General features: G+C 64.6%; 22 protein-coding genes. 10 read left to right on the top strand and 12 right to left on the bottom strand.

All coding sequences use genetic code 11. From position 1 onward, the window contains the following. Positions 1-11 precede the first annotated feature (11 nt). Both YUU_RS0126985 and YUU_RS0126980 read left to right on the top strand, forming a co-directional pair. Positions 12-884, top strand: coding sequence for a carbohydrate ABC transporter permease (locus tag YUU_RS0126985; RefSeq protein ID WP_027525190.1), 873 nt, complete (start codon positions 12-14; stop codon positions 882-884). Beyond that, the gene (locus YUU_RS0126980; RefSeq protein WP_027525189.1) at positions 881-1,732 is read left to right on the top strand and encodes a carbohydrate ABC transporter permease; all 852 of its coding nucleotides are present in this window, start codon (positions 881-883) and stop codon (positions 1,730-1,732) included. Before YUU_RS0126985 ends, YUU_RS0126980 begins: the two co-directional genes overlap by 4 nt. 142 nt (positions 1,733-1,874) lie before the next feature. Here the strand turns inward: YUU_RS0126980 and YUU_RS0126970 are convergent, their stop codons facing one another. The 8 genes from YUU_RS0126970 to YUU_RS0126935 all read right to left on the bottom strand — a co-directional run bounded on the left by YUU_RS0126970 (position 1,875) and on the right by YUU_RS0126935 (position 12,874). After that, complete coding sequence (locus tag YUU_RS0126970) at positions 1,875-3,902, bottom strand: methyl-accepting chemotaxis protein (protein ID WP_027525188.1); 2,028 nt, start codon at positions 3,900-3,902, stop codon at positions 1,875-1,877. A gap of 16 nt (positions 3,903-3,918) precedes the next feature. Continuing rightward, positions 3,919-4,902: a TRAP transporter substrate-binding protein gene (locus YUU_RS0126965; protein WP_027525187.1), complete on the bottom strand. Its 984-nt coding sequence runs from the start codon at positions 4,900-4,902 to the stop codon at positions 3,919-3,921. A gap of 197 nt (positions 4,903-5,099) precedes the next feature. Further along, positions 5,100-5,597 carry a DUF6622 family protein gene (locus YUU_RS0126960; protein WP_027525186.1) on the bottom strand — a complete coding sequence of 166 codons (498 nt, stop codon included), beginning with the start codon at positions 5,595-5,597 and terminating at the stop codon, positions 5,100-5,102. Between the two features lie 13 nt (positions 5,598-5,610). After that, the gene (locus tag YUU_RS0126955; RefSeq protein ID WP_027525185.1) at positions 5,611-6,423 is read right to left on the bottom strand and encodes an ABC transporter permease; all 813 of its coding nucleotides are present in this window, start codon (positions 6,421-6,423) and stop codon (positions 5,611-5,613) included. Between the two features lies 1 nt (position 6,424). Then, positions 6,425-7,336: an ABC transporter permease gene (locus tag YUU_RS0126950; protein ID WP_027525184.1), complete on the bottom strand. Its 912-nt coding sequence runs from the start codon at positions 7,334-7,336 to the stop codon at positions 6,425-6,427. Further along, positions 7,333-8,502 (bottom strand): ABC transporter ATP-binding protein, encoded by a 1,170-nt coding sequence (locus YUU_RS0126945; protein ID WP_027525183.1) that lies wholly within the window; start codon positions 8,500-8,502, stop codon positions 7,333-7,335. Before YUU_RS0126945 ends, YUU_RS0126950 begins: the two co-directional genes overlap by 4 nt. Positions 8,503-8,577: 75 nt before the next feature. After that, positions 8,578-10,041 (bottom strand): glycerol-3-phosphate dehydrogenase, encoded by a 1,464-nt coding sequence (locus tag YUU_RS0126940; protein WP_027525182.1) that lies wholly within the window; start codon positions 10,039-10,041, stop codon positions 8,578-8,580. Between the two features lie 148 nt (positions 10,042-10,189). Beyond that, positions 10,190-12,874 carry an EAL domain-containing protein gene (locus tag YUU_RS0126935; protein WP_027525181.1) on the bottom strand — a complete coding sequence of 895 codons (2,685 nt, stop codon included), beginning with the start codon at positions 12,872-12,874 and terminating at the stop codon, positions 10,190-10,192. A gap of 223 nt (positions 12,875-13,097) precedes the next feature. Here YUU_RS0126935 and YUU_RS0126930 point away from each other — a divergent pair, with 223 nt between their 5' ends. Next, positions 13,098-14,201 (top strand): NAD(P)/FAD-dependent oxidoreductase, encoded by a 1,104-nt coding sequence (locus YUU_RS0126930; protein WP_027525180.1) that lies wholly within the window; start codon positions 13,098-13,100, stop codon positions 14,199-14,201. 258 nt (positions 14,202-14,459) lie between these two features. Here the strand turns inward: YUU_RS0126930 and YUU_RS0126925 are convergent, their stop codons facing one another. Further along, positions 14,460-14,645 (bottom strand): YdcH family protein, encoded by a 186-nt coding sequence (locus YUU_RS0126925; RefSeq protein ID WP_027525179.1) that lies wholly within the window; start codon positions 14,643-14,645, stop codon positions 14,460-14,462. Positions 14,646-14,975: 330 nt separating this feature from the next. Here YUU_RS0126925 and YUU_RS0126920 point away from each other — a divergent pair, with 330 nt between their 5' ends. The 3 genes from YUU_RS0126920 (at position 14,976) to YUU_RS0126910 (ending at position 15,778) form a co-directional block, all read left to right on the top strand. Beyond that, the gene (locus YUU_RS0126920; protein ID WP_027525178.1) at positions 14,976-15,182 is read left to right on the top strand and encodes a YdcH family protein; all 207 of its coding nucleotides are present in this window, start codon (positions 14,976-14,978) and stop codon (positions 15,180-15,182) included. A gap of 105 nt (positions 15,183-15,287) precedes the next feature. Continuing rightward, positions 15,288-15,503, top strand: a complete 216-nt coding sequence (locus YUU_RS0126915) for a hypothetical protein (protein ID WP_027525177.1) — start codon at positions 15,288-15,290, stop codon at positions 15,501-15,503. Positions 15,504-15,526: 23 nt separating this feature from the next. Further along, positions 15,527-15,778: a hypothetical protein gene (locus YUU_RS0126910; protein ID WP_027525176.1), complete on the top strand. Its 252-nt coding sequence runs from the start codon at positions 15,527-15,529 to the stop codon at positions 15,776-15,778. A gap of 194 nt (positions 15,779-15,972) precedes the next feature. Here the strand turns inward: YUU_RS0126910 and YUU_RS0126905 are convergent, their stop codons facing one another. Continuing rightward, a complete protein-coding gene (locus YUU_RS0126905) occupies positions 15,973-16,683 on the bottom strand; it encodes a GGDEF domain-containing protein (protein WP_027525175.1) in 711 nt (236 codons plus the stop codon). Between the two features lie 142 nt (positions 16,684-16,825). On the opposite strand from YUU_RS0126905, the gene purE reads away from it, so the two are divergent. Together purE and YUU_RS0126895 are read left to right on the top strand one after the other, a co-directional pair. Further along, the gene (gene purE / locus YUU_RS0126900) at positions 16,826-17,314 is read left to right on the top strand and encodes a 5-(carboxyamino)imidazole ribonucleotide mutase (protein WP_027525174.1); all 489 of its coding nucleotides are present in this window, start codon (positions 16,826-16,828) and stop codon (positions 17,312-17,314) included. Next, positions 17,311-18,417 (top strand): 5-(carboxyamino)imidazole ribonucleotide synthase, encoded by a 1,107-nt coding sequence (locus tag YUU_RS0126895; RefSeq protein ID WP_027525173.1) that lies wholly within the window; start codon positions 17,311-17,313, stop codon positions 18,415-18,417. Before purE ends, YUU_RS0126895 begins: the two co-directional genes overlap by 4 nt. Before the next feature lie 167 nt (positions 18,418-18,584). Here YUU_RS0126895 and aqpZ read toward each other — a convergent pair whose 3' ends face one another. After that, the gene (gene aqpZ, locus YUU_RS0126885; RefSeq protein ID WP_027525172.1) at positions 18,585-19,307 is read right to left on the bottom strand and encodes an aquaporin Z; all 723 of its coding nucleotides are present in this window, start codon (positions 19,305-19,307) and stop codon (positions 18,585-18,587) included. A gap of 263 nt (positions 19,308-19,570) precedes the next feature. Here aqpZ and rpsU point away from each other — a divergent pair, with 263 nt between their 5' ends. Both rpsU and YUU_RS0126875 read left to right on the top strand, forming a co-directional pair. Next, the gene (rpsU, locus tag YUU_RS0126880; RefSeq protein ID WP_027525171.1) at positions 19,571-19,873 is read left to right on the top strand and encodes a 30S ribosomal protein S21; all 303 of its coding nucleotides are present in this window, start codon (positions 19,571-19,573) and stop codon (positions 19,871-19,873) included. Between the two features lie 127 nt (positions 19,874-20,000). Beyond that, positions 20,001-20,666 carry a tetratricopeptide repeat protein gene (locus YUU_RS0126875; RefSeq protein ID WP_027525170.1) on the top strand — a complete coding sequence of 222 codons (666 nt, stop codon included), beginning with the start codon at positions 20,001-20,003 and terminating at the stop codon, positions 20,664-20,666. 107 nt (positions 20,667-20,773) lie between these two features. Here the strand turns inward: YUU_RS0126875 and YUU_RS51820 are convergent. Further along, positions 20,774-21,053 (bottom strand): IS481 family transposase (locus YUU_RS51820; RefSeq protein ID WP_035663456.1); only part of this gene is annotated, 280 nt, incomplete at its 5' end.

Genomic DNA, 21,053 nt, shown 5'->3' with positions numbered 1-21,053 from the left:
GTTCGAAAAGAATGGCGATCACGCTCTCTGGCGATCAAGCGGTAGCATCGCCGCCCCTGTCGGCGCGGCTGACCCCGGCGCAGGTCTGGGGCATCGTGTTGCTTGCACCCTATTTCCTGGTCTTCCTGGCCTTCGTCGTCTACCCCGTCTGTTACGGCTTGTGGCTGGCGCGCCATCCCGAGAGCTATGTCGCCCTCTACAACGACCCGATCTTCGCGCGCGCCGCGGTCAACACCCTGATCTTCCTGGTCATCGGCATCAACATCAAGATGCTGATCGCGCTGTTCCTGTCCGGCTTCTTCGCGCAGCAGCGCACCTGGATCAAATGGCTTTCGGTGATCTTCATCCTGCCCTGGGCGGTGCCGTCGATCCCGACCATCCTGTCGGTGCGCTTCATGCTCAATCCCGAATGGGGCATGGTCAACCACTTCATCTTCAGCCTCACCGGCGATGACGGCCCGAACTGGCTGAACGATCCGACTGTCGCGCTGACCATGGCGATCGGCGTGCACATCTGGAAATCGCTGCCATTCTGGACGCTGATCCTGATCACCGGACGCCTTGCGATCTCGCACGATCTGTTCGAGGCCGCCGAGGTCGACGGCGCGAGCTGGTGGCAGAAATTCCGCTACATCACCTGGCCGTCGATGCAGACGCTCTACGTGACCTGCACGCTGCTCTCGATGATCTGGACGCTCGGCGACTTCAACAGCGTCTACCTCCTGACCGGCGGCGGCCCGGCCGACCTCACGCATGTGCTGTCGACGCTCGGCATCCGCTATCTCCGGCTCGACCAGCTCTCGCTCGCGATGGCCTCCATCGTCTGCGCGATGCCGTTCGTCCTGCCGCTCGTGTATTTCATGATGAAACGGTTGTCGCGATGAAGCTCCCCACCCTGCGCGAAGTCGCGACCGAAGCGAAGTTGCTGCTGATCGGAATCCCGGTATTCATCTGGACGATGGTGCCGATCTATCACATGTTCCTGTTCGCGATCTCCCCGAAGGAAGACGCGTTCTCCGGAAAACTGTGGCCGGACCATCCGACGCTGCACAACTTCTCGATCGTGTTCAACCAGCAGCACTATTTCCTGCGCGACTTCTACGTCCAGTTCTGGAATTCCGTGGTGATCGCGGCGTCCGTCGGCGCGCTGACGCTGTTCATCGCGACCGCGGCGGCGTTCTCGATCTCGCGGCTGCGCGTGCCCGGCGGGCGCGTGGTGATGAATCTCGCGCTCTTCACTTATTTCATTCCGGCGGCGTTCCTCGCCGTGCCGATGTACCGGACCATGGGCAATTACGGCCTCCTCAACAATCACTGGTCGCTGATCCTTGCGATGGTGACGATCGCCTCGCCCTACGCGATCTGGGTGTTGAAGCAGGCCTCCGACAAGCTGCCGGTCGAGCTCGATGAAGCCGCGGTGATGGACGGCGCCACCACGCTGCAGATCTTCCGCCTGGTCTATCTGCCCCTGATGATGCCCTCGCTGGTCGCGATCGGCACCTATGCGGTGCTGCTGGCCTGGAACGAATATCTCTACGCGTTCCTGCTGCTGTCGAACGACCGCGAGATCACCCTCCCCGTCGCGCTCGGCAACTTCCTCGCCGCCGACGACTCGCCGTGGGAGCTGTTGATGACGACCGGCTTCATCTACGCGCTGCCGCCGGCCGCGATCTACTACGCCTTCCGCCGCTACATGGTGGGCGGCCTCACCGCGGGTGCGGTGAAGTCCTAACTATCAGCAGTGCGCTTCCTGCGATAGGCGACCAGCAGCGCGATGGTCGTGCCGATGAAATGACCCGCGGTCGCGCCCGAGATGGCGCGGCCAGCCAGGTCGCCACGATACGCCGAAGAAGGACGGCGCCGCGCAGATGCCCTCACCCCGCCTTGCGCACAGTCTGTAAGAATTCTGCGACGTCTTTCTTGAGCGCCCGTGCTTGATCTTGCAATGCCGAAGCCGCCGTGAGTGCAGCTTCGGCGCCGGCGTCGGTCTCTCCAGCCACGGTGCGGACTGCGCCGACCTGGTCGGTCACGGCCGCCGTGCCGTTTGCGGCCTGCTCGACATTGCGGGCGATCTCGCTGGTTGCCGCACCCTGCTCCTCGACGGCGGAGGCAATCGTAGTCGCGATCTCCGTCATCTCAGCGATGGTTTTGCCGATCTGGCCGATCGCGGCGACGGACTGTCCGGTCGAGCCCTGGATCTCCGCGACGAGCCCTGCGATCTCCCCGGTGGCGCGCGCGGTCTGAGTTGCAAGGCTCTTCACTTCGTTTGCGACCACGGCAAAGCCCTTGCCTGCATCACCGGCTCGCGCCGACTCAATCGTGGCATTGAGGGCCAGGAGATTGGTCTGGCTCGCGATCGCCTGGATGAGTTGGACCACCGTACCAATCCGCTCGGCGGAATCCGACAGCGCGCGCATCAGCGCCTCGGTACGGGACGCCTCAACCTTGGCCTGGTCCGACACCGATACGGAGCGTGCGACCTGGCTCGAGATCTCCTTGATCGAGGCGGCAAGTTGATGCGTTGCGGCCGCAACGGTCTGCACATTCGAGGAAGCTTGGGCCGACGTCGCGGCGACCTGCTCGGCGAGCGAGCGACCGCGCTCGGCGACGCGGGCGAGACTTTCGGCGCTCTGTCCCATCTCCTCGGCGCGGCTTGAGACGCCGCCAATGACGCCCTCCATGCCGCTATCGAAGCGATCGGCAAGCTGAGCCATCATCGACGCACGTTCTGTCTCGGCTGCGGCACGCTGCGCTGCGGCCTCCTGCTCCATGCGCCGGACGGTCTGCGCATTCTGGCGGAACACTTCGACCGCTCCAGCCATATGACCAATCTCGTCGCCGCGCCCGCCACCCGGGATCGCCTCATCGAGCTCGCCCGCTGCAAGGCTCTGCATGCGCAAGGTCATCTGGCCGATTGGACGCGACACGCTGCGTCCGATCAGCCAGGCCAGCAGTGCACCCAAGACGAGCGCGGACGCGGCGACCGTGAACACGAGATTGCGCGTATGATCGACCGACTCTGCCGTCAGCCGGCTCTGCTCGGTGCGCGTAGCGCCGAGGGCCCGGTTGATCTCGGCTGTCTTGGCGTCGATCGTGCTGCTGGATTTGACGAGATCGGCTTGCGCCTTGCGCAGCTCGCCTATCGCGGCAGAAAGCTCGGTCAGTGTCGCCGATTGATCGGCAAGAGCCTTCTTCAGAGCTGCGATCAGGCTCTTCAGTCGTGGCGCCTCGATATCGGCGATTTCTGCCTCGCTATCGGCAACCGCGGTCAGTGCATAGCCGATCGTCAGCGAAGCATCATCGGCGTCGACCTGAGCCTGGGTGATGGTGAAACGCAGCACTGCCACGCGCATCGCATCCACCGTGCCGGCCAGACGCAGCGGCTGGAGCAGACGGTCGGGCTGGTTGGCGAGCGTCACATTGATCGCGCTGACGTCGAGGCCTGCTGAGGCGCCGAGCGCCTCGCCCCTGGTGCTCGCGTTGCGCAGACGATCGACGGCGCCAGCTACCGCCGTGAAGGAATTTCGATAAGCGCCAAGCGCACCCACCAACGCGCTTCGGCCCGCGGCAATCGCCGGCAGGCGAGCGAATTGCTGGTCGACCTGATCAAACGTCTGGCCAAAGCCGTCGATCGCCTTCATGGCGCTATCGCGGTCGCCGATATTGCGCGTACGGATGAATTTCTCGACGGTGACGTTCGCCGAGAGCAGCGCGGCATGCACCCTCGCCATGCCGGCATCACCATCAGCGCTGGTGACGAGATCTCCGACAGTGCCGCCGATCTCGGACAGCCGCAAGACGGCGAGCAGCGCCAACACGCAGAGGAAACCCAGCACCAGTGCGAAGCCGCCGAAGATGCGTGGGCGGATGCCGATGCGCGACAGGAGCAATGAAAGTTTCATAACATTTCCCGGGGAATTACGGCGTAGCCCGGATCCGGGCGAGCAGATCCTTGCCGAAGCGCTTCTCGAATTCGGGCTCCAGGGGCTTCACGGCATCGATGAACGGCTGGCGATCGACCTTTTCGATGATCTCCATGCCAGCTTTGCGCAGCTCCTCGAGCTTCTTCGTCTCCTCCGCGACGCCGCTCTGCCAGGTCGCCTCCGCACCGGCCTTGGCAGCGGCAATGATCGCGGCCTGGTCGGCCGGCTTCAGGGCCTGGAACACATCGCGATTGGCGACGAAGGCGATGGGCGCGAAGAAATGCCCTGTCAGGCTGGCATATTTTTGCACTTCCTCGAGATGGCTGGTCGCAATCGTCATGACCGGGTTCTCCTGCCCATCGATGCGGCCGTCCTTCAATGCGGAGTACACCTGCGTGAACTCCATCGGCACGACCTCGGCGCCCAGCGCTTTGAAGGTCATCTGATAGACCTCGTTCGGCAGAACGCGAATCTTCAGCCCTTGGAGGTCTGCGGGAGAATGAATCGGCCGCTTCGAATTGGTGACGTTGCGAAAGCCCTGCTTGCCGATCGCGAGCAGCACCAATCCCTTGTCGACGAAATGCTTGGCGAATAGAGCGCCGACCGGCCCCTCCGCGACCGCCTTGGCTTGCGCAGCATCGCGGAACAGGAACGGCACGTCGAATACGCCGAATTCAGGGACGGCGGAACTGACGACGGAGCCAGACAGGGTCGCCATATCGACCACACCACTGCGCATTGCGGCAAGGATCGCGGTCTCGCTGCCCAACGTGATGCCACCACGTTCGTCGAGGATGATACGGCCTTGCGCGATCTCGACGAGCTTGCGGCGAAATTCGTCCGAGCCAATCTGCTGCGGCGACTGCGGCGAGCCATTGTACAGTAGCGACACCATCTGCGTCGCGCCGGCCGACGGCCGAACAGCGAGACAGAATAAGGCCAGAGCTGCGCTGACCACGCCAATATGGAGCTGCTTCATCGCCCACCCTTCCCCAAGCGACGCGACGATAACCAGACAAGCTATACGAACGGTTAACCTAGATACCAAGCGGGCCCAAGGATCGGTCTCGGTCGAGATAGGTTCGCATCGACCTGCTGCCATCGACCGCGGCTTTTCGCGACTCGGTCGCATTCTACGGGCAGGGAAGCCTCAAACGGGCGCCGCGGTCGAGCCGATCACTCCACGACGCGCTTCCTGCGATAGGCGACCAGCAGCGCGATGGTCGAGCCGATGAAATAGCCGGCGGTCGCGCCCGAGACGGCGCGGCCGACGATGATCGCGAGCGCGCGGTCGCTCGCATCGATCGCCGAGATCACGCCCACGCTATATTGCAGGCCGAACACGATGAGGTTGCGGATCAGCGGAAACGCGCTGCCGGGACGGATGATCTCGCCGCTCTTGTGATCCATCTCGAACGGGCGCGGCGTCAGGATACCGAGCGGCAGCAGCGCCAGAGCCGCCGCGATCCAGGCAACGAACGGCCACGCGCTATCCTGATGGCCGAAGCCGATCCGCGAGACGCCCCAGACGATGAACACGACCGGCACGATCAGAGCGCGCCAGATCGGCGTCGTGCGCGGCTGCATGGCCTTGATGCCCTGCCACACCAGAAAGGCGAGCAGCGCGAACACCCAGACCGGGGTGTGGATCAGGATCTGATAGGCAAAGGTCATGATTGCTCCCTGCTCAAAGCGGCGCCGCGCTCTCGCCCTGCGAGCTCGACAGTTTCGAGGCGAGCGAGGCAATGACGATGACGATGGCAATCAGGCCGATCACCAGCGTGCAGATGGCGTTGATCTCGGGCTTCACCCCGAGCCGCACCTCGGAATAGATCCGGATCGGCAGCGTCGCCGAGCCGGGGCCGGTGGTGAAGCTCGCGATCACGAGATCGTCGAGCGACAGCGTGAAGGCCAGCATCCAGCCGGCCACGATCGCCGGCGCGATCAGCGGCAGCGTGACCAAAAGGAAGGCACGGACGGGGGCGCAGCCGAGATCCATGGCGGCCTCCTCGAGCGAGCGGTCGAGCGAGCCGAGGCGCGACTGCACCACGACGGCGACGAAGCACATCGTCAGCGTGGTGTGCGCGATCGTCACCGTCCAGAAGCCGCGCTCGGCGTTCAAGGCGACGAACAGCAGCAAGAGCGACAGGCCGGTGATCACCTCCGGCATCACCAGCGGCGCATAGAGCATCCCCGAGAACAGCGTGCGGCCGCGAAATCCCTCGCCGCGCGACAGCGCCATCGCGGCCAGCGTTCCGAGCACGGTCGCCATGCTGGCCGAAGCGACCGCGACGCGCAGGCTCATCCAGGCCGCCTCGATCATGGCGCGGTCGTTGAAGAACTCGCGATACCAGCGCAGCGACCAGCCGCCCCACACCGTCACCAGCCGCGAGGCATTGAAGGAATAGATGACGAGGATGAGGATCGGCAGATAAAGGAACGCCAGCCCCAGCGCGAGCGAGGCGACGTTGAAGCGGGAGAGGCGGGAGACCTTGCCCATCTCACCGCTCCTCCAATTGCCGCCGCTGGACCCGTTCGTAGAGCAGCAGCGGTGCGAGCAGCACGATCAGCAGAATGATGGCTGCTGCGGATGCGACTGGCCAGTCCTTGTTGGTGAAGAATTCCAGCCACAGCGTCTGGCCAATCATCAGCGAGTTGGAGCCAGCAAGCAGATCCGGGATCACGAACTCGCCGACGATCGGAATGAAGCAGAGCAACACGCCGGCGCCGACGCCGGGCAGCGACAGCGGAAAGGTGACCAGCCAGAACACCGCCCCCGGCGGCGCGCCGAGATCGGCGGCGGCCTCCTCCAGCGCCGGCTCCATCTTGGCGAGCGTCGCATAGAGCGGCAGGATCATGAACGGCAGGTAGGAATAGACGATGCCGAGATACATCGCGCTGTCGGTGGAGAGCCACACCACCGGCTGGCTGACGAGATGCAAGGCGAGCAGGATCTGGTTGAGCAGGCCGTCATGCTGCAGGATGTTGATCCAGGCGTAGATGCGGATCAGGAACGAGGTCCAGAACGGCACGATGACCAGCACCATCGCCACCGCCTGCCAGCGCGCCGGCAGCCGCGCCATGCCATAGGCGATGGGATAGCCGATCAGGAGCAGGATCGCGGTGGCCGTGATCGCGACGGTGAGGCTTCTGACATAGGCAAACACGTACAGGTCGTCGGAGACGAGCAGCTTGAAGTTCTCGATCGACAGCGCGCCGAACGCGGCCTTGATCGCCGCCCATCCCGCGGTGAAGTCGAACACCGGCTCGTAAGGCGGCTGCGCGATCGCCGTCTGCGACAGGCTGATCTTCAGCACGAAGCCGAACGGCACCAGGAAGAACAGCGCCATCCAGAGGTAAGGCGCGATCGCGGCAAAGCGCGCGGGCCTGGCAAAGATGCGGCGCGCGCTCATTGCTCCAGCACCACGCAATCATTTGACGTGAACCAAACCACCACGCGTTGGTTCACGCTGTACGCATCGCTGTCGCGGCGCGCGGTATTCGCGATCGCGGACCGCACCGTGCCACCTGCATCGAGCTTCACCTTGTAGGCGGTGCTGCCGCCAAGATAGCAGACGTCGCTGACGGTGCCTTCTAGCCGATTGATCGCAGGCCCCTGGTCCGCATCACCATCGAGCGCACGGCGCGAAAGCTTGACCTTCTCGGGGCGGATCGCCACCGACACTGTCGTCTTGCCGACCGGCGCGCGCGGCTCGGCCACGACGAGCGTTCCGGCATCGCGGGTGGCAATGGTCACGCGATGGGCTTCACGCGATTGCAGCTCGCCCTCGAACAGGTTGATGTCGCCAACGAACTGCGCGATCCATCGCGAGCGCGGCGCCTCATAGAGCTCGCGCGGCGATGCGACCTGCACGAGCTTGCCGGCGTCCATCACGCCGATTCTCGTCGCCATCGTCATCGCCTCCTCCTGATCGTGGGTGACGATGATGAAGGTCATGCCGAGCCGGCGCTGCAGCTCCATCAGCTCTCCTTGCGTACTTTCACGCAGTTTCTTGTCGAGCGCCGCCAGCGGCTCGTCGAGCAGCAGCAGTTGCGGGCGGCGCGCCAACGCACGCGCCAGCGCGACGCGCTGCCGCTGACCGCCGGAGAGCTGGTCCGGCTTGCGCTTCTCCATCCCGTCCAGCTTCACCAGCGCAACCATCTCGGCCACGCGCGTGGCGATATCGGCGCGCGCCATGCCGGCGCGCTTCAGGCCGAAAGCGATGTTGTCGCGCACCGAAAGATGCGGAAACAGCGCGTAGCTCTGGAACATCATGTTGACGGGCCGCTCGTGCGGCAGCGCCTGCGCGATGTCGCTGCCGCCAAGCAGGATGCGCCCCGCGTCCGGCGCCTCGAAACCGGCCAGCATGCGCAATAGCGTGGTCTTGCCGCAGCCGGAGGGACCGAGCAGCGCAAAGAACTCGCCCGCCCCGATGTCGAGCGACACGCCGTCGACCGCGCGGAACGCGCCGAAATTCTTCACCACGCCGTCAATGCGCAGCAGCGGCCGACCCGTCGCCGGATGCGCGCCCGGCCTGGCCGCGTCGGCCGCCTTGATCCCCTCGAGTTCGTCAGCCATGTTCCCTGCCGGCCCCAATGCAGCCGCACGCTAGCGGTGGAACGCCGTCGGCTCAACCGGTTCGATGCTGATCATTCACACCGCATTCGCCATGAACGCAGCCAGTGCGTCGTGATCGGCGGGCGGCATGGTCAGTCCGAGCTTGGAGCGGCGCCGCAGGACGTCGTCGGGGAAGCGGGCCCATTCGGTTTGCATGAGGTAGCGCACCTCGGCTCCCGTCAGTTCGGGACCGAAAGCCGGCCCCAGTTCGGCGCGACTCGTCGCCTCCCCCAGCACGGCCGACAGCCGCGAGCCATAGGCACCCACCAGGCGTTGCGCCTGCGCCTCGGAGAGAAAGCGCCAGCGGTCGCGCGCGGCGTCGACTTCCGCCTCGAAGCTCTGCCAGGGAAAGTCCCCGCCCGGAAGCGACACCGCCGCCGTCCAGGGCCGCGACATCGGATAGAACGGCGTCAGCCTGGTCACCGCCCGCTCGGCGCGCCACCGCGCCGTCGTGACGTCGCCGCCGAACATCGTGATCAGCGGCGCCTTGCGCCGCCGCGCATCGAATGCGAGCGCACCATCACGCCGGCGCCCGGCGGCAGGCGCCAGATTGACGCCCGACATCGTCCGCACCACATCGACCGGCACGACAGGCTCGCGGAAATAGCGACTGGCGGCCTCGCAGAGATAGCTCACATCAGCGGCCGGCATGGCGACGATCGCCGGATCGCCCCTGAAGTCATGCGTCACGGTGCCGATCAGGGTGAAATCACGCTCGAACGGGCTTGCGAAGATCAGGCGGCCATCGCTGTTCTGGAAGACGTAGACATTGTCGGGTTCGAACAGCCGCGGCACGACGATCTGGCTGATCTGCACGACTGCGCCCGCGCGCGGTGGCGGCTGTCGGAGCACGGTCTCGGCGACGCTCACGCTCCATCCGCCGCTGGTGTTCGCGAGCGCGCGGGTCGTGATGACCCTGCGGTGGCCGCGATCGACGACGGCGAGCCGCCAGGTATCGGCGCGATCGGCCCGCACGCAGCGCGCGCCGGTGCGGATCACTGCGCCGCGCTCCGCCGCGTCCAGCGCGGTCAAGACAACGAGCCTGGAATCATCGACGACGCAATCCGAATATTCAAAGGCGGTGCCGAACGGCCGCCTCAACGCGTTGCCAACCGGATGATGCGTGATGTCGATGGTCGAGGACGGCGGCAAGCCGCCGCGCCCTGCAAGGCGGTCGTAGAGCAGGAGACCGGTGCGCAGCAACCAGGGTGGACGTTCCTCGGAATGCGCAGGGATGACGAAGCGCATCGGACGAACCAGATGCGGGGCGATCGCGAGCCACACCTTGCGCTCGGCCAGCGCCCGGCGCACGCGACGGAAGCCGCGACGCTCCAGCACCGAGAGATCGCCGTGGATCAAATGCGGCGTCGCCGACGAGGCCGCGCCACCGAGATCGCCCTGCTCCAACAGAATGACGCGAAGGCCGCGCCCGGCGGCGTCGCGCGCGATGCTGACGCCGTTCAGGCCACCGCCGATGATCGCGAGGTCGTAATCCGCCATGAATCCGTCGTGAACGAACGAAGCGAGGACTTCGCTATCACTAGCGCATGATCCGGAAAAGTGTGTAGCGGTTTTTCCTCGCGACAAACGCGGAACGCGTTTGCGCGGAAATCATGCACAAACGGATGGCCAGAGCGCGACCCGCGCACTAGCCGGTCTTGAGCACAAGCTCCATCGTCTCGGCGCGGCCGATGAGGCGGCCATATTGCCCGATCGGCAAGGGCTTGCCGAGCAGATAGCCCTGCACGCCGTCGCAGCCCTCCTTGGCGAGGAAGGCGAGCTGCTCGATCGTCTCGACGCCTTCGGCGATGATCGACATTTCCAGGCCATGACCGAGATCGATCACGGCACGCACGATCGCTGCCGATTGCGGATTACGGCCGAGATTGATCACGAAGGCGCGGTCGATCTTGATCTTGTCGAACGGGAACGCCTGGAGATAGCTCAGCGAGGAATAGCCGCTGCCGAAATCGTCCATCGAGATGCGCACACCCAGCGCCTTCAGGCGGCGCAGCAACGCGAGGCCGCGATCGAAATCCTCGATCAGCACGCCCTCGGTGATTTCGAGCTCGAGCCGGCCGGGTGAAAGCCCGGTCTCCAGCAAGATCGAGTGAACGAGGCCGACCACGTCGCCATGGGCAAACTGCGCCGGCGAGAGGTTGACCGCGACCTGGAGCGGCTTGGCCCAGGAGGCCGCCTCGCGGCAGGCCTGGCGCAGGATCCATTCGCCCATCTCGACGATCAGACCGCTCTCCTCCGCGATCGGAATGAACTCGGCCGGCGAGACCTGGCCGCGGACCGGGTGCTGCCAGCGCGCCAGCGCCTCGAAGCCGATGATCTCGCTCTCGGCGACGGTGTGGCCGGCGACGCCCTGCGGCTGGAACGCGAGCGAGAGCTCGCCGTTCTTGATCGCCTTCGACAGGTCCTGGTGCAGCACGCGGCGGTCGCGGATCTGCTGGTCCATCTCGGGCTGGTAGAGGCTGATCGTGCCGCGCGACTTCTGCTTGGCGCGGAACAGCGCTGCCCCGGCATTGGCGAGCAGCGAGGCGGCGTCCGCGCCGTTGTGCGGGAAGACCGATATGCCGGTGGTGACCCCGGCGCGCACCGCGCGGCCGTCGATCTGGAATTCCTGGGACAGGGCTTCACCAAGCTGGCGGGCCAGCGCCAGACCCGTGTCGGGCTGCTTGCCATCGATGATGAGGCCGAATTCGTCGCCGGACAGGCGCGCGACCACGCCGCCACGGGCGGCGTCCTGGAGCCGCTGGGCGACCTCGACGAGGAGCTTGTCGCCGAGCGCATGGCCGAAGACGTCGTTGACCTCCTTCAGCCCGTCGAGGTCGACGCAGAGCACGGCGAACTCCTCACTGGTGCCCTCGCAGGCTTCGATCATCTGCGTCAGCGCCTGGAGGAAGGCGGCGCGATTGGGCAGGTCGGTCAGGCCGTCGTGATAGGCCATGTGCGCCATGCGCGACTCGGTCTGGCGGCGGTCGGTGACGTCCTCGTGGGTCTTGATCAGATATTCCGGCTCGCCAGCATCGTTGAGCACGGTGGCGCGGCGGGTGAGGAACAGCCGCAAGCCATCCTTGGTCGAGATAGGATGCTCTTCGGTGATCATTCCCCGCTTCCTGATCGCGGCCTCGTCGCGCGCGATGATCAGCTTGGCCTCTTTGGCATTGAAGATATCGGCGGCGGTCAGTCCCGTGGCTTCCTCGCGCTTGCGGTTGAGGATGGTTTCGGCGCTGCGATTGGCGAGCAGATAACGGCCATCGTTGACCTGCTCCACGATCAGCGCCACCGGGATATTGTCGACCACGAGTTCGAGGAATTTCTTGGTGCTCTCCAGCTCCCGCGACAACGAGCGTCGATCGGTAACGTCTTCGAACACCAGCAGCAGAAATTCCGGCTGATTCTTCTCGTTTCGAACCACGATCCGGATCGAGGCAACCATGCGCCCCCCCGAGCCGCGCTCGACCTCGAACTGGTTGCGGAACTGCCCGTCGGGCGCATCGAGCGCCGCCCGATCGGCCGCCTCGATGCTGGCAGCCGAGGCAGGTGCAAACAGCTCTCGCGCGTTCTTGCCGACGACATGGTCCCGCGAGAAACCCCAGAACCGCTCATAGGCGCTGTTCGCGAAGATATAGCGGCCGTCCTCGATGGTCTTGGCGGCCACGCAGGCTGGCACGTTGTTCAGCACCGTTTCCAGAAACTGCTTGGTGGACGCAAGCTGCCGCGACAGGGTGCGCTGCTCGCTGACGTCGAGATGCGTCGCAACCGAGCCGCCATTCGGCAGCACGAAATATTTCGCCAGAATGGCGCGCCCGTCGGGCAGCTCGGTGATCAGGCCGTTCGAGCTGGCGGCCTTCTCGTAGTACTCGTCGTCGGTCACGCCGAGCACGCCGCGCTCACGACGCAGCCTGAGGATGTCGGCCCTGGTCATGTCGGTCCAGAGATCCGCCCGCGCCAGCCCATAGATCTCGAGATAGCGGTCGTTGCAGAAGATGATCCGCGCTTGCGCGTCGGTCATTACGACGCCCTGGTTCAGATTGTTCAGCGCGGACGAGACGAAGGCATTGCGCCTGAGCTGCGTGCGCCTTACCCGTCGCAACGCCGAGTGGATCCACAGCACGATGGCCGCCAGGAACGAGCACACCGCGATGCCGCCAAGCAGCGCCTCCCAGACCGAATTGGGATCGAGCCTGCCCAGGTAGCTCTGCGGGGCGAAATTGTCGGACAGCGCAAAGGCGCGCGCGGGCGCAACCGTGCAGGCCAGGCATGCCAGGGCCTGCACAGGCGTCAGAAACGCGCCGCTCGCGTGCCAGTTCTTGTCAGCCATCAGCCACCCGCGATTTCAACTCGGGATTGTCTGGCCTCACGGGTTGGGATCGGGTAAACGCCTGTCAGCACGACAGAAAAATGTGGCGCCAGATACGGCAATTGCCCTGACATGATAAATTCTTCCTTAATGGAGAGCCGCCTTGGGTGCGGTTTCTTAAGCCTCTCGTTGAGCCCCTTGTTGAACTCCTTGGCCCCGCCACTCACGGACCTGCCGTCCCACCATGGATAGAGTTGACTGCGTCGTCATCGGAGCGGGCGTGGTCGGGCTCGCGGTCGCCCGAAAGCTCGCCCAGGCCGGGCGCGAGGTGATCGTGCTCGAAGCGGCGGAGGCCATCGGCACCGTCACCTCCTCGCGCAACAGCGAGGTGATCCATGCCGGGATCTACTACCGGGCCGGGAGCTGGATGGCGCGGCTGTGCGTCAGCGGCAAGCATGCGCTCTACCGCTACTGCGCCGAGCGCAACATTCCGCACAAAAATTGCGGCAAGCTGATCGTCGCGACCAATCCGAAAGAGACCGAGAAGCTGCAATCGATCAAGGCACATGCCGAGGCCAATGGCGTGCTCGATATGCAGATGCTCGCAGGCGACGCCGCGCGCGCGCTGGAGCCGGCGCTCGCCTGCGATGCCGCGTTGCTCTCGCCCTCGACCGGCATCATCGACAGCCACGCCTACATGCTCTCGCTGCGCGGCGAGGCCGAAGCGGCGGGAGCCGCGTTCGCGTTTCACACGCCGCTGATCCGCGCCAAGGCGTCAGGCGGCGTCGTCGAAATCGATGCCGGCGGCGAGGCGCCGATGACGCTGCAATGCAGCCTGCTGGTCAACGCGGCAGGTCTTTCAGCGACGACGGTGGCGCGCAACATTGATGGCATGCCGCTCGACCGGATTCCGCCGATCTATCTCGCCAAGGGCAACTATTTCAGCTGCAGCACCAAGGCGCCGTTCTCACGGCTGATCTATCCCGTGCCCGAGCCCGGCGGACTCGGCGTGCACCTGACGCTGGACATGGCAGGCCAGGCGCGCTTCGGTCCCGACGTGGAGTGGATCGAAACGATCGACTATGCCGTCGACCCCGCACGCGCGGAGCGATTCTATCCGGCAATCCGCAAATACTGGCCGGACCTGCCTGATGGCGCGTTGATGCCGAGCTATTCGGGCATACGGCCGAAGATCGTCCCGCCGGCGGTGGCCATGCAGGATTTCCTGATGCAGGGCCCGCGCGATCACGGCGTGGATGGCGTGATCAATCTCTTCGGGATCGAGTCGCCCGGCCTGACGTCATCGCTCGCGATCGCCGACCACGTCGCCGAGCTCGCAAACATCTAGAGCATGATCCGGACCCGGTGGGCCGCGTTAGCGCAAAGTGCGAAGCGGTCTTCCCTCGCGACAAACGCGGAACGCGTTTGCGCGGAGATCATGCTCAAACAACAACCTGAAGCGCGATGACGATTCATCTCATCGCGCTTTAAGCATCGCACGAAACCAATCGCACGAGGCTTCGCACCTCGACGCAGGGATGAGCGCAACAGCTCTCATCCCTGCGTGAAGGGGGGCGAGACCAGGCCTACTTGTGTACGGGGGTTGCTAGTGGAGCGTGTCGTCGGCGCCGTGCCTCAACCGCTCGATCTGGTCCTTGACCATCAACTTCCGGCGCTTCAACTCAACAATTTGCAGGTCGTCTGTTGAAAGGTGCACGAGAGCTTCGTGCAATTCGTTTTCGAGAAGTTTGTGCTTCCGCTCCAATTCAACAAGATGTGCCTGAATTGTCATTCGAAACCTCCTCGGTAGGGTTGAACCTCAGGATTCGATCCGGACGAAGAAGTGTACATCACCGATTCGTTCTGTCGATAAGTATCCGTAGTCCCACTGTCATTTTTGAAAATTCATATGTAATGAACAGTGAGTAAGGAACCACCGCAGGAATCATCCATGATTTCAATGCGCCTGCGCGCTGGCGGCGCGATCCACTGAAATATCTTTGCGAGACACCGTTGATAGGGGACCCAGATCGCTTGCGATCACGTCGCGCAAGGACGATACTTTCCACAGGCCTTCCACAGGCTTTCGCAACCTCATCGGGTTTTCCGGCTACCGCACATCATGACCAATGAACACGAGCGCGAACTCGAAGCCGAGCTCGCCCGGTTGCAGCAGGAACACCGAGATCTCGATGCGGCGATCGATGCATTGCATCAATCGCCCGCCCCCGACCTGTTGCGGTTACAGCGTCTGAAGAAACGCAAGCTGTTGTTGCGCGACCGTATCGCCTTCATCGAAGACCAGATCACGCCCGACATCATCGCCTGATCCCAGCCGGTGCGCCCGATGCGTTTTCCGCGCATCGGATTCCACTTGACTCAAAAAGAACAAAAGAAGAACATTCGAGCCTCAACCAGCTTCCGGGGAAATGCCATGTCCGCAGCCGCCTTCGACAACAGCCATTATGAACAAGCCTGCAATCAGGCGATCGCGATGTGTGACGGCAATCTGCGCAGCACCATCAAGGCGCTGATCATGGCCAACGAATATCTGGAAGCGGAGCTCGAGGAATTGCAGGCGGCAATTTCGGCCGGCTGCATTCCCGAGACGTCGCGCAACAAGATGCGGAGCACCTCCAGCGCCGCGTAGCCAACGAGCACTCGGAGCCGACCATGTCCGATGTCACCTACTATGTCGCACTGCCTTTCCTCACCGACAAAGATGGATCGCCGGTCGCGGGCGCCGCGGAGGAATGTCAGACCTCGGCCGCCGCGCTGCGGCGCGCCGAGATCCTGGCGCACGGCGCCGGCCATATCGGCGCGATCGCGTTCAGCCGCAGCGGCGATCCCATGACTGGCGAGTTCGGCGACGCCAAGCTGCTGCGCAAGTTCGGCAACGTGCCGGAAGACCTCAGCGCGCTTTGAAGCGCAATCGCTTTACGTTCGATCGCTGCCACACAAAAGGTGCGCTCCCTCTCCCGCTTGCGGGGGAGGGCTGGGGTGGGGGTGTCTCCGCAATCGATACTCCCAACGTAGAGAGAGCCCCCACCCGGCGCTTCGCTCGACCTCCCCCGCAAGCGGGAGAGTTGAGCGAGCCTGCGGCCCAATCGATTCAACCCCTAACTACTGATCAATCTGATCCGCGGCTCATGCCGCCGCTGGGCCTTGCGCACATACATGGCCGCATCGGCTTCCTCCAGGGCGCGGCCTGCCTCGGCGTGAGATCCTAGCAGCGCGACGCCGGCGGAGGCACCCGCATTCACGCGCTGGTCGCGAAAGACAAAGGACAAATCGTCGATCGCCTGCTCGAAAGCTGCGGCCTTCGCCCTGGCATCGGTCTCGCTGAGGTTCCACAACAGCAGCGCAAACTCGTCGCCGCCGAGGCGGCCGACCACGTCGGAGGCGCGGACCTGCCGCGTCAGCGTGCCGGCGATCGCCTTGAGCACCTCGTCGCCGGCAGCGTGACCGAAGGAGTCGTTGATGGGCTTCAGGCGGTCGACGTCGAGCACGATCAGCGCGCCACGGGCGGCGTAGCGCGTCATGTAGGCAATCGCACGGTGCAGCTCACGCTCGAAGCCGCGCCGGTTCGGGATGCCGAGCAGGAAGTCCGTGTCGGCGGCAGCCTCCAGCTCGTCGATGCGCCGCCGGGCCTGGGCGAGCCTGGTGCGCAGGTTGCGGATGATCGCCTTGGCGTTCTTGGCCTCTCCGGTGGTCACAGCGGGCTGGCCCGCCGACCGGGCCGCGCGCCTGGCCGCGGGTTTGGCTCGGCTCCCGCTGCTTTTCCGGCCCTTTTTTGCCTTCGCAGCGATCGCCCTTTTTGGTTTCTTCATGGGCGTCCTGCTCAATGAAGGCTTGCGGGGATTCACCAAGACAGGATAGTGCATTCCCTTCTCCTTGCCACCGCCTTGCGAGCCGCCGGCCGGAACCGATAATCTGGCCTATGTTTCTGTATTCCCGAGCACAATTGACGTCATGACCGCGCCGATCGCCATCATCATGGGAAGCCAGTCGGATTGGGACACGATGCGGCATGCCGCCGATACGCTCACAGCGCTCGGCGTCGCCTGCGAAAGCCGCATCGTCTCGGCCCACCGCACCCCGGACCGGCTGTTCACCTTTGCCAAGGGCGCCAAGGCCGAAGGCTTCAAGGTCATCATCGCCGGCGCCGGCGGTGCTGCGCATCTGCCCGGCATGACGGCGGCGCTGACGGAACTGCCGGTGTTCGGCGTCCCCGTCGAATCCAAGGCGCTGAGGGGCGTCGATTCGCTCCACTCGATCGTGCAGATGCCCGCCGGCATCCCGGTCGGCACGCTCGCCATCGGCAAGGCGGGCGCGATCAACGCTGCGCTGCTGGCCGCGGCCGTGCTGGCCCTTTCCGATCCGGCCCTCTCAGACCGCCTTGTCGCCTGGCGCAAAGCGCAGACCGACGCCGTGGGCGAGCGCCCGGAGGACAAGGCGTGACTGGCACCAAACGGGTGAAGCTGAAGCCCGGCGACACCATCGGAATCCTCGGCGGCGGACAATTGGGACGGATGCTTGCGATGGCCGCGGCGCGGCTCGGCTTGCGCTGCCAGGTGTTTTCGCCCGACCCGGACTCACCGGCCTTCGACGTCGTGCTCAACGCGACCTGCGCGGAATATGCCGACGTCGAGGCGCTCGAGCTGTTCGCGAACGACGTCGACGTCATCACCTACGAGTTCGAGAACGTGCCGGCCGCGGCCGCGCTGGTGCTGGACGCGCGCCGCCCCGTGCTGCCCAACCGAAAGATCCTCGAGACCACCCAGGACCGGCTGGCCGAGAAGGATTTCATCACCCGGCTCGGGATCGGCACCGCTGCCTATGCCGACGTCACCTCGGTCGCATCGTTGCGCGAGGCAATCGTCAGGATCGGGCTTCCGGCCGTGCTGAAGACGCGCCGCTTCGGCTATGACGGCAAGGGCCAGGCCATCATCCGCGAGGGCGACGACATCGCGAAAGTGTGGACCGGCCTCGGCACCAAGTCGGCGATCCTCGAAGCCTTCGTGCCGTTCGAGCGCGAGATTTCCGTGATCGCCGCGCGCTCGGCCGAAGGCCAGGTCGAGTGTTTCGACGTCACCGAGAACGAGCACCGCGATCACATCCTCAAGATCTCGCGCGCGCCGGCCGCGATTCCGGATGCTCTTGCCGAGGAGGCGCGCAACGTCGCCGGCAAGATCGCCGACGCGCTCGATTATGTCGGCGTGCTGGCAGTCGAGATGTTCGTGCTCGCCAACGGCACGGGACCGAAGGTGCTGGTGAATGAGATTGCGCCGCGCGTGCATAATTCCGGGCACTGGACGCTCGACGGCGCGTCCGTCTCGCAGTTCGAGCAGCATATCCGCGCCATCGCCGGCTGGCCGCTCGGCAAGCCCGTGCGGCACGGCGAGGTCGTCACCATGACCAACCTGATCGGCGACGAGATCAACCGCTACACAGAGTGGCTCACGGTCCCCGGAGCCACCGTACACCTCTACGGGAAGGGCACACCCAAGCCGGGCCGCAAGATGGGCCACGTCACCGAGGTCGCGCCCGCCCGCGGCAAGTAAGGGGACCGCGGCGCTGCGCGATCCCCCTAAAGCGCGATCATCGTCGCACTTTAGATTTTTATTTGAGCATGATCTCCGCGCAAACGCGTTCCGCGTTTGTCGCGAGGAAAAACCGCTTCACACTTTGCGCTAACGCGGCCCTCCGGGTCCGGATCATGCTCCGACGATCACGCGGTCTTCACACCGGCGACGACGCCGGCCGGCTCTTCGCTGAGCCAGCGATAGATCACGCCGCCGAGTGCGCCGCCGATCAGCGGCGCAAGCCAGAACAGCCACAGTTGCGCCAGCGCCCAGCCGCCGACGAACAAGGCGGGCCCGGTGCTGCGCGCCGGGTTCACCGACGTGTTGGTGACGGGAATGCTGACGAGATGGATCATCACCAGCGCAAGCCCGATCGCGAGTGGCGCGAAGCCCGCAGGCGCCCTTCCATGCGTGGCACCCATGATGATGAACAGGAACATCATGGTCATCACCACTTCTGTGATGAAGCACACCACCATGCCGTACTGGCCGGGCGAATGCGCACCATAGCCGTTCGACGCAAAGCCCTTGGTGACGTCGAAGCCCGGGGCGCCGCTGGCAATCACATAGAGCAGCGTTGCCGCGACAATCGCGCCGATGACCTGCGCGACGATATAGGGCAGGATCTGTCCGGTCGGGAACCGGCCGCCCGCGGCAAGACCGACCGTGACGGCCGGGTTGAGGTGGCAGCCCGAGATATGGCCGATCGCGTAGGCCATGGTGACGACGCTCAGGCCGAACGCCAGGGACACGCCGACCAGGCCGATGCCGACCTGCGGAAAGCCGGCTGCGATCACCGCGCTCCCGCACCCTGCGAATGTGAGCCAAAAGGTACCGATGGCCTCGGCCGCATATTTCTTCATTTCCATGGACGTCTCCCCTGATTTCCGAGTTCTCCGGATCAAAGCTCCGGGAACGGCCCCGTCATTGGCGCCAAATCACCCAAATCAGGGCCGCACGGGGGCATTTTTGCCCTATTTAATGGCTTATCTTGGCCCGAAAGGCCGCTTGGACGATGGACATCTCAGGTTTTGTCTGATACATCCGCGCGCTCAAGGTTAAGGGCTTGTGCTTTCTGCCATCCCCTTTGACTTACCAGAATTCAAATCCGATCCACTGAAGAGGATGCCGCGTGCAGGTTCTCGTTCGCGATAACAATGTCGATCAAGCCCTCAAGGCGCTGAAGAAGAAGATGCAGCGCGAGGGTATTTTCCGCGAGATGAAGCTCCGCGGTCACTACGAAAAGCCCTCCGAGAAGAAGGCTCGCGAAAAGGCCGAAGCCGTGCGCCGCGCGCGCAAGCTGGCCCGCAAGAAGCTGCAGCGTGAAGGGCTGCTGCCGATGAAGCCGAAGCCGGTGTTCGGCGCTGGCCCCGGTGGCGAGCGTGGCGCTGGCGGCCGTGGCGGCCCGGGCGCAGGTCCGCGCGGACCGCGCTGATTTTGCTGTTCTTGCAAGACTGAGTTTTCGATGACGCGGGCCCCGGGCCCGCGTTATTGTTTTGTGAGCGGTGCCTTTTCTGGGACGGGGCACTACCGATGCGGCACCAGCGCGAGCGAACCCGTAGATGGACTCCCCTCTCCCCGAGCACAGCCCGGCACGGTCGTGCCGACCGTGGCGGCGCTCCGTCACACTTTCACTGATCGCGCTCGCACTGTCCGGCTGCTCGTTCGACCTGGGATCGCTGATGCCGGAGAAGGATAAGCCCCAGGACGCGCCCAAATCTGCTACCGCGCCTGCTGCTGCGCCCGCCGAAAGCGCGGTCAGCGCCGGCAATGTCGCTGAGGCCCAGAGCCATACGGCAAAGGGCCAGGCGCTTGCGAAATCGGGAGAGACGGCGGCGGCGCTCGAGGAGTTCAACCGCGCGGTCGCGCTCGATCCCTACAATGCGCACGCGCTCTATGGCCGCGCCCTGATCTATCAGGCGAGCAACGAGCACGAGTTCGCGATCGCGGATTTCAGCGCAGCGAGCGGGCTCAATCCGCAGAAGCCGGAGCCGCTGCTCGGCCGCGCCATCAGCTATCTCGCGGTGGGCAAGGTCAAGGAAGCCGCAGCCGACCTCGACGAGGCCTCCGAGGCCGATCCGCATAATGCGCAAGTCTGGACCACGCGGGGGCTCGCCTATGAGCGCCTCGGCGACAAGGCCAAGGCGGCGGCGTCCTACACCAAGGCGGTCGCGCTACGTCCACGCGACGATGCCGCGCGCAGCGGTCTGGCCCGCGTCGGTGGCTGAAGCGCGATGAGATTAAATGCAGTCGGCTGCCGGGGTCACCTCTCCCCGGCGGGGTGAGGTGATCAGCGCCTTGGGCTCACACCAATTCAACCAAAAGTCATCCCGCACTAGTTGTGGAGCCTCAAGAGGTTGTCCTCGGTTAGACCGAGTCGGCTGATTGGTGTTTGAGATTTTATACCCCCATGGGGTCGGTGCCAGTTGTATTGATGCAGCCAGATTGGCAGCTCCTGGGCGCGCCGATCTGAGGTCGGATAGGCTCGGGCATAGGCCCATTCCCGAAGCGCTGTCTGAATGAAGCGCTCGGCCTTGCCATTTGTTCTCGGCGTATATGGCTTGGTGCGGATGTGCTTGATACCCAGGTCCCGGCAAGCGTCGCGGAAGGCGAAG

The sequence above is a fragment of the Bradyrhizobium sp. Ec3.3 genome (assembly GCF_000472925.1).
Classification (GTDB): Bacteria; Pseudomonadota; Alphaproteobacteria; order Rhizobiales; family Xanthobacteraceae; genus Bradyrhizobium.
This window is presented reverse-complemented; position numbering and strand designations above follow the sequence as displayed.